Below are 6,280 nucleotides of genomic sequence, written 5' to 3' on the forward strand. Positions count from 1 at the left end.
TCCCAGCCATGTCCAAAAAGTCCCCGCATGCAGCCACCCCAGCGCTCAAAGTCGTGGAAGACGCCGGCGTAGACCACCATGTGTACACCTTTGAGGCGGGCAAGGATCACTTCGGCGATCACGCCGCAGCGGCCCTCGAGGTAGAGCCGGAACGCGTGCTCAAAACCTTGGTCATCGATTTAACGGCAGGCAAGGGGCCCAAGCGGAAGTTGGCGGTGTGCGTAATCCCTACCACCCACCACCTGAGCCTTAAGAAGGCCGCGGCCGCCCACGGCGTTTCTAAGGCCGCCATGGCGGATCCGCATGACGCGTCCAAGTCATCCGGATATATTCCCGGCGGCATTTCCCCACTGGGACAGAAGAACCCGCTGCCCACGGTCATTGAGGAAACCGCCGTGCTTTTCGATACCGTCTTTATTTCCGGCGGGCGCCGCGGGCTAGATATCGAGCTCAATGCGGAGGATCTCGCAGAGCTGTGCTCTGCTAGCTTTGCCGATCTACTCGCCGAGTAGCTCCGGATAATCGTTGGATACGCTGCCCACAGCCTTGTCGGCGGGGTGGGTGTGGAAGCCACGCAGGGGCGTCGGCAAGAGCAGCTCAGCGGCTTCTTCGGGGCTACCCTCCAGCCAGGTACGCATTTCTTCGGCCGCCAAGAAGCGGGGCAGGCGGTGGTGCAGCCACTCCATTTCTTCCGTAGCTGCAGTGGTGACAATCGTTGCAGACAGGCGGTCTAGGCCGGTGTCCCACAGGCCTGCCGCCCACAACAGGCCCTCTTCCGCGCGGACGAAATAGGGCTGCTTGCCGCCTTCTTCCTGGTGCCATTCGTAGTAGCCGTTCATGGGGATAAGGCAGCGCTGCTCTTTAAAGGCATGCCGAAAGGAGGGCTTGGAGGCCACGGTCTCCGCCCGGGCGTTAAACAGCGGCGGGCCGTCCAGGTCCTTCTTCCAGTGCGGCAGCAGTGCCCACCGCGCAGGGTCGACTTGGGCGAGGATTTCGCGCACGCGCACCATCGCCACCGGCTGGGTGGGTGCAATATTGTAGCGCGGGCCTGGGGTGCCGTGTGGGGCATGTACCTCTGTGACTCCGGGCAGCGCTCCCACCTCATCAAGAAGGGACTCGGTAAAAAGAACGAATCTTCCGCACATGCCCTCTATTATGGACGATATGTCTCAACCATGGTCCGCCCCGCAAGCGGCAGGCCCCATTACGTGGGCCCAGCACGTGCCGGGCTCGAAGTCTATTACCAACCGCGCTTTCATTCTGGCGGCGTTGGCCGATGGCCCTTCTACCTTGCGCGCGCCGCTCGTCTCGCGCGATTCGCAACTGATGGAAAAGGCCCTGGAATCTATGGGCGTGCACTTCGAGCACGACGGCGAGGATATCCACGTCACCCCAGGCCCGCTTAAGGGTGCCACGGTGGACTGCGGCCTGGCCGGCACGGTCATGCGCTTTATCCCGCCGGTTGCGGCCCTGGCGGACGGCACCGTGCTTGTCGACGGCGACGAGCAGGCCTACGCCCGCCCCATGTCCACCACCCTGGATGCACTGCGCCAGCTCGGCGTCGAGGTAGACGGCGAAAGTCTGCCGTTTACCGTGCGTTCGCACGGAGCACCGGAAGGCGGCGAGGTCACTATCGACGCCTCTGGCTCCTCGCAGTTCGTCTCCGGACTACTGCTAGCCGGTGCACGCTTTAAAAAAGGCATTACCGTCACCCACAAAGGCGCTCCCCTGCCCTCCATGCCGCACGTAGAAATGACCGTGGGCATGCTGCGACAAGCGGGCGTGCGCGTAGACTCCGGCGAGAATACGTGGACCGTGCACCCCGGTCCCATCGCAGGCCGAGAATGGACCATCGAGCCGGATCTATCCAATGCCACGCCCTTCCTTGCCGCCGCTGCCGTGACCGGCGGCCGAGTGACCATTAAGCGCTGGCCTGCCAATACCACCCAGCCGGGCGACGCTATTCGGCATATTTTGGTGGATATGGGTGTCATGGTCACCCAAGAGCCGGGCTTTGTCACTGCCAAGGGCGCCAAAGACGGCGCGCTGCAGGGCATCGAGCGCAACATGGGTGATATCGGTGAGCTCACCCCCACCGTCGCGGCGCTGTGTGCCCTGGCAGAAACCCCCTCTACCCTTACCGGCATTGCCCACCTGCGCGGTCACGAGACCGACCGCCTCAAGGCGCTGGCGGATAATATCAACGCCCTCGGAGGCAAGGTCACCGAGCTTGCCGACGGCCTGCACATCGACCCCGCCCCTCTCCACGGCGGAGAGTGGCCGTGCTACGCGGATCACCGCATGGCCACCGCGGGCGCGATTATCGGCCTGCGGGTACCGGGCGTAGAGGTAGAAGACATTGCCACCACCGCGAAGACCCTGCCTGGCTTCGACCGCATGTGGGAGACGATGGTGGACCCCGAGCAACAGGAGAGCAATGGCTAGGCGTTTCGGTTCTTTCGATGAATCCGATGTGCGCGTGCGCCCCGGCAAGGGCTCACGGCCGCGCACTAAAGACCGCCCCAAGCACAAAAATGCCAAGTTCGGCATGGTCATCACCAAAGACCGTGGGCGCTGGGGCGTAGCACTAGACGACGGCCCGCGAGTAACCGCCATGCGCGCCCGTGAGCTAGGCCGCACCGCCATCGAGGTGGGCGACCGCGTGGGCGTGGTGGGCGATACCTCCGGCAAGAAGGACACCCTAGCGCGCATAGTGAAACTCGAAGAGCGCACCTCTGTCCTCCGGCGCACGGCCGATGACACCGACCCTTATGAGCGCATCGTGGTGGCGAATGCGGACCAGATGCTCATCGTCACCGCCGTGGCCGATCCGCCGCCGCGCTCTGGGTTTGTCGAGCGCGCGCTCATCGCTGCGTTTGTGGGCAATATCCACCCCATCCTGTGCCTGACCAAAACCGATCTCACGGATCCTGCCCCCTTTGCGGCCGAGTTCGCCGATCTTAATGTCACGGTGGTGGAAGCCGGCGTCGAAGACGGACTTGAGGCGGTGCGCCACCACATCGACGGCCACGTTACCGCGCTCATCGGACATTCCGGCGTGGGTAAATCCACCCTGGTCAACCGATTGGTACCGGATGCGGATAGGGAGACAGGGGAAGTATCGGGCGTCGGCAAAGGCAGGCACACCTCCACCCAATCGGTGGCGCTCCCCCTCCCCGCCGAGGATGCATTCACCGGCGGCTGGATTATCGATACCCCAGGCATTCGTTCCTTTGGCCTCGCACACGTGGATGCCGATGACGTGCTTGGCGTCTTTGAAGACCTTGCCGCAGCCATCGAGGACTGCCCCCGCGGTTGTACGCATATGGGCCCGCCTGCGGATCCAGAATGCGGCCTCGATGACCCTGCACTTATCCCCCCTGATACCGCCAGTGCGCGGCGGCGCGACGCTGTGCGCGGCCTACTCGAGGCCCTGCGCACCAACGTGGAGTGGGAAAATTAGAGGTGGAAGCCGGTATCGGCAATAAAGCCGAGCAGGAAATCAATGATGCCAAAGACCACATCGAGGATCTGGCCCCAGGTGCCCTGGGACGAGGTCTCTAGCAGTGCTAGCCACGGAGTGGTGGGCACGGCGTCGGCAGCGGCATCTGCGGCTGGGATGGTATCGGCTGCCAGGGCGGCCGGCGCGGCACTGAGGGCTGCGCCGGCGGTAACGGTGGCCGCAGCGATGTTCTTGAAACGCTGAGTCATATTGTCTCCTTGAGTATTTAGAGCAGTTCTACGAGGAACGGCAGCTCGGTGGGGTGATAAAAGGCCATGAACTTATCCAGTGCATCGCCTACAGCCAGCTCCGCATCCTCATCGCCAAGGTCTGCGGTATCGATAGCCTCGATGGCCTTCGCTGTGGTTTCCTCGGACTCTGCAATATCCACATGGATGGCCGCTAGGTCATCCTTGCTGAACTGCGCGGGCTTGAGCTCTACCACCGGCTCGCCCATATCCGGGCGCGGGGTGAGGACAGAATCATCCAGGTCTACGGAGATGACCACGCGGCGGTGCGGGAACTTCTCTTCATCACCAATGGCCAAAAGGCGCATAGAAGCCATAGAGGCCTCGAGGAATGCTGAGTAGGCGATTTCTTCTTCATCGCCCTCGGTATAGAACTCCTGCAGCGCAGGGGTCACCATAAAGCCCCAGCCGGAGCGTGCGGACAGGGAGCCGGTTTCTTCCAGCTCCGCCAGCATGGCGTAGGTCGCGGGGATATAAACGCGGGCTTTAGCCACTAAAATTCACCTTCAATATCGAAGACTGCCTGGATTTCTACAGAGACGCGATCAAAGCTGGTGTACAAAAAGCCCACCATGCCGGATTCCACAGCGGCGCGCACGTTGAGGATGGAATCATCGATCATGACGCAGTCATTGAGCGGCAGCTCTAGGGCATCAGCGGCCGCTTGGAAGGCAGCGACCTCAGGCTTTTCCGCCCCCACCTCGCCGGAAAGAACGACTGCGTCGACGTTGCCGCGGTACTCCCACTCGCGGATGTGCTCCGCGCCTGGTCCGCCTGGGTCATTGGACAGGATGGCGGTTGCTGCGCCATTTGCCTTGGCAGCGGCCAGCAGCGCCTTCCAGCGGCGGTTGTCTTCTTCGGTGCCATCAAGGACGCCGACATAGTCAACAATTAGACCACGCATGTACTTAAATCCTTTGGTTACGATTCTCTTTAACTCCCCGAGAGTATAGCGAACCGCGCGCGCATTCGCGCCCACCCCTTTCAGGAAACCCTCAGAAATGGCGGGGTTGGGGCGGGCATGAGACAATTATCACGCGTCCGCCTCCTGCCCTTATGCAGGAGCATTACTTCCCCACCATGTACGAGCCCATCCCTGGCTACTCACACCTCAAACTCTTCATTGCGCCCCACCGCGTGCGCTATGGCCGCTTGCCGACGTCCGCGGAAGTCGCCGCCCAACACCGCATCCAAGGCTGGGTAGTCTTCGCGCTCGAGGTAGCCGCCGGCTATCGTCCGCTAGCCCATCTCAATTCCGCGCGCTATTCGGATGCCATCCGCTTGCACATTGGCTCGTGGGTGCGCCGGCGCACAAGCCCCTACGCCACGGACAAACTGCAATTGACCAGCCTGCACGCGCGGCCCAATGGCGAGTACTTTGGCTCCGCCTACATAGGCCAACAGCAGCATGCATTTACTGGCTCGGCGAGCCCCACCGGTTTAACGTCATTCCGCTTGCTTTAGCCCTGCGGGCAGGGCTTGGCGCCTAGGAAAAGAACTGGCCTAGGTGAGAAAGAATCTCGGACCAGTTGAGTGCGGACCATCCGAATCCGGCGGCGCTGGCCAGCGCCGCTAAACCGGTGGCCAGAAGGCCGCCTTCAAAGGCGGATAGACCGGAAGACTCGTTCGCCGTCGCATCCGTGCGCATGGTTCCCACAGCATGGTGCGACGCGGCGGCCTGCTCCAGGGGCGCATTGACTTGCTTGGTGATGGTGACAATATCGCGCAGTGCCGCCGCATAGGCCGGAAACTCATCTGGGAAGGCGGAGCCAGTATCCCCGGTGGTCGGCAGCTGGGTACGCGGAGAGGTCGCCGCGTTGCCGGCGGGGGCCTGCGGCACATCCTTGGTGAATTCACCCAGCTCGGCGCGAATTGCCGCATGGGCATAGTTGGCGCCCAGCATGTCGAGGTAATCCAGTACGGCCGCTTCGGTGTACTGCTTGCCGTCTAGGGATTGCGTCCGCTCCTCTGGCTCCCACGGGAAGTCCAGCGGCGTGGAATAAATATTGCCATCGGTGCGCGCCGTATTGAGCCGGGCTTTGCCAAAGTAGTACCCGAAGGCGGCGTCCGCCTTATCCTGAGACAAAATTCCATCGGCCACCAATGCTTCCTTGCGCTGGGTAGCAATGGCCAGGATGGCCGCGGCCGCGTTATTCTGCTCAATTTTTTCGCCCGAATCCAAAATGATGCGCAACGAGGTGGCAGACTCACGCTGCATCTCATAGGCCACGGCCGGCGTGGCACCACCGAGCAAGGTGGCAGACAGGAGCGTCGTAATACCGAGACGCAAAGAGCGGCGGCGCATCGTCAGTGGAGCTCCTCACAGGAAATAAGCAGAATGGACAGATTTCTTATATTCTACTCATTTTTCCCTGAAAAGAAACCTGCCCCGCTCCCACTATCTGAACTGGCCCCTGAAAGTTGGACTGGTTTAATTCTAGGCGGTTAGGGCTTCAAGGGTCTGATTTCGATATTGCATCGGGGTCAGACCCTTGAGTCGTTGTTGGATGCGTTCGGTGTTGTACCACTG

10 protein-coding genes are annotated in these 6,280 nt (G+C 61.8%); 4 read left to right on the forward strand and 6 right to left on the reverse strand.

Annotated features, from left to right (window positions below; genetic code table 11):
- Positions 1-8: 8 nt before the first annotated feature.
- Positions 9-512, forward strand: a complete 504-nt coding sequence (ybaK, locus tag QP934_RS08340; protein ID WP_419127287.1) for a Cys-tRNA(Pro) deacylase — start codon at positions 9-11, stop codon at positions 510-512.
- Here ybaK and QP934_RS08345 read toward each other — a convergent pair.
- Positions 498-1,145 (reverse strand): SOS response-associated peptidase, encoded by a 648-nt coding sequence (locus QP934_RS08345; RefSeq protein ID WP_419127288.1) that lies wholly within the window; start codon positions 1,143-1,145, stop codon positions 498-500. The genes ybaK and QP934_RS08345 overlap by 15 nt on opposite strands.
- Here QP934_RS08345 and aroA point away from each other — a divergent pair.
- Together aroA and rsgA are read left to right on the forward strand one after the other, a co-directional pair.
- A complete protein-coding gene (gene aroA, locus QP934_RS08350; protein WP_419127289.1) occupies positions 1,144-2,445 on the forward strand; it encodes a 3-phosphoshikimate 1-carboxyvinyltransferase in 1,302 nt (433 codons plus the stop codon). The two genes, QP934_RS08345 and aroA, sit on opposite strands and share 2 nt — an antisense overlap.
- Entirely contained in the window at positions 2,438-3,463 is a 1,026-nt protein-coding gene (rsgA, locus tag QP934_RS08355; RefSeq protein ID WP_049378766.1) for a ribosome small subunit-dependent GTPase A, read from the forward strand. The genes aroA and rsgA overlap by 8 nt, the downstream gene beginning before the upstream one ends.
- On the opposite strand, the gene QP934_RS08360 is transcribed toward rsgA, so the two are convergent.
- From QP934_RS08360 to QP934_RS08370, 3 genes are read right to left on the reverse strand one after another with little or no spacing between them, the layout of a single operon-like run.
- Positions 3,460-3,711, reverse strand: a complete 252-nt coding sequence (locus tag QP934_RS08360; RefSeq protein WP_419127290.1) for a hypothetical protein — start codon at positions 3,709-3,711, stop codon at positions 3,460-3,462. The genes rsgA and QP934_RS08360 overlap by 4 nt on opposite strands.
- A gap of 17 nt (positions 3,712-3,728) precedes the next feature.
- Positions 3,729-4,244, reverse strand: coding sequence for a DUF6912 family protein (locus tag QP934_RS08365; RefSeq protein WP_005326570.1), 516 nt, complete (start codon positions 4,242-4,244; stop codon positions 3,729-3,731).
- On the reverse strand, positions 4,244-4,654 hold the full coding sequence (locus QP934_RS08370) for an HAD-IA family hydrolase (RefSeq protein WP_040424828.1): 411 nt from the start codon (positions 4,652-4,654) through the stop codon (positions 4,244-4,246). Before QP934_RS08370 ends, QP934_RS08365 begins: the two co-directional genes overlap by 1 nt.
- Positions 4,655-4,806: 152 nt before the next feature.
- On the opposite strand from QP934_RS08370, the gene QP934_RS08375 reads away from it, so the two are divergent.
- Positions 4,807-5,214 carry a hypothetical protein gene (locus QP934_RS08375; protein WP_225745815.1) on the forward strand — a complete coding sequence of 136 codons (408 nt, stop codon included), beginning with the start codon at positions 4,807-4,809 and terminating at the stop codon, positions 5,212-5,214.
- Positions 5,215-5,236: 22 nt separating this feature from the next.
- Here QP934_RS08375 and QP934_RS08380 read toward each other — a convergent pair whose 3' ends face one another.
- Together QP934_RS08380 and QP934_RS08385 are read right to left on the reverse strand one after the other, a co-directional pair.
- Complete coding sequence (locus tag QP934_RS08380; protein WP_419127291.1) at positions 5,237-6,055, reverse strand: hypothetical protein; 819 nt, start codon at positions 6,053-6,055, stop codon at positions 5,237-5,239.
- A 132-nt stretch (positions 6,056-6,187) separates the two neighbouring features.
- A partial coding sequence (locus tag QP934_RS08385) for an IS3 family transposase (RefSeq protein ID WP_156474291.1) occupies positions 6,188-6,280 on the reverse strand: 93 nt, incomplete at its 5' end.

The organism is Corynebacterium sp. MSK122, assembly GCF_030229435.2.
Lineage (GTDB): Bacteria > Actinomycetota > Actinomycetes > Mycobacteriales > Mycobacteriaceae > Corynebacterium > Corynebacterium marquesiae.

Coding starts and splice junctions, on each gene's coding strand:
- QP934_RS08375 (WP_225745815.1), top strand. CDS start 4,807: ATGCAGGAGCATTACTTCCCCACCATGTACGAGCCCATCCCTGGCTAC.
- ybaK (WP_419127287.1), top strand. CDS start 9: ATGTCCAAAAAGTCCCCGCATGCAGCCACCCCAGCGCTCAAAGTCGTG.
- QP934_RS08360 (WP_419127290.1), bottom strand. CDS start 3,711: ATGACTCAGCGTTTCAAGAACATCGCTGCGGCCACCGTTACCGCCGGC.
- aroA (WP_419127289.1), top strand. CDS start 1,144: ATGCCCTCTATTATGGACGATATGTCTCAACCATGGTCCGCCCCGCAA.
- QP934_RS08345 (WP_419127288.1), bottom strand. CDS start 1,145: ATGTGCGGAAGATTCGTTCTTTTTACCGAGTCCCTTCTTGATGAGGTG.
- QP934_RS08380 (WP_419127291.1), bottom strand. CDS start 6,055: ATGCGCCGCCGCTCTTTGCGTCTCGGTATTACGACGCTCCTGTCTGCC.
- rsgA (WP_049378766.1), top strand. CDS start 2,438: ATGGCTAGGCGTTTCGGTTCTTTCGATGAATCCGATGTGCGCGTGCGC.
- QP934_RS08370 (WP_040424828.1), bottom strand. CDS start 4,654: ATGCGTGGTCTAATTGTTGACTATGTCGGCGTCCTTGATGGCACCGAA.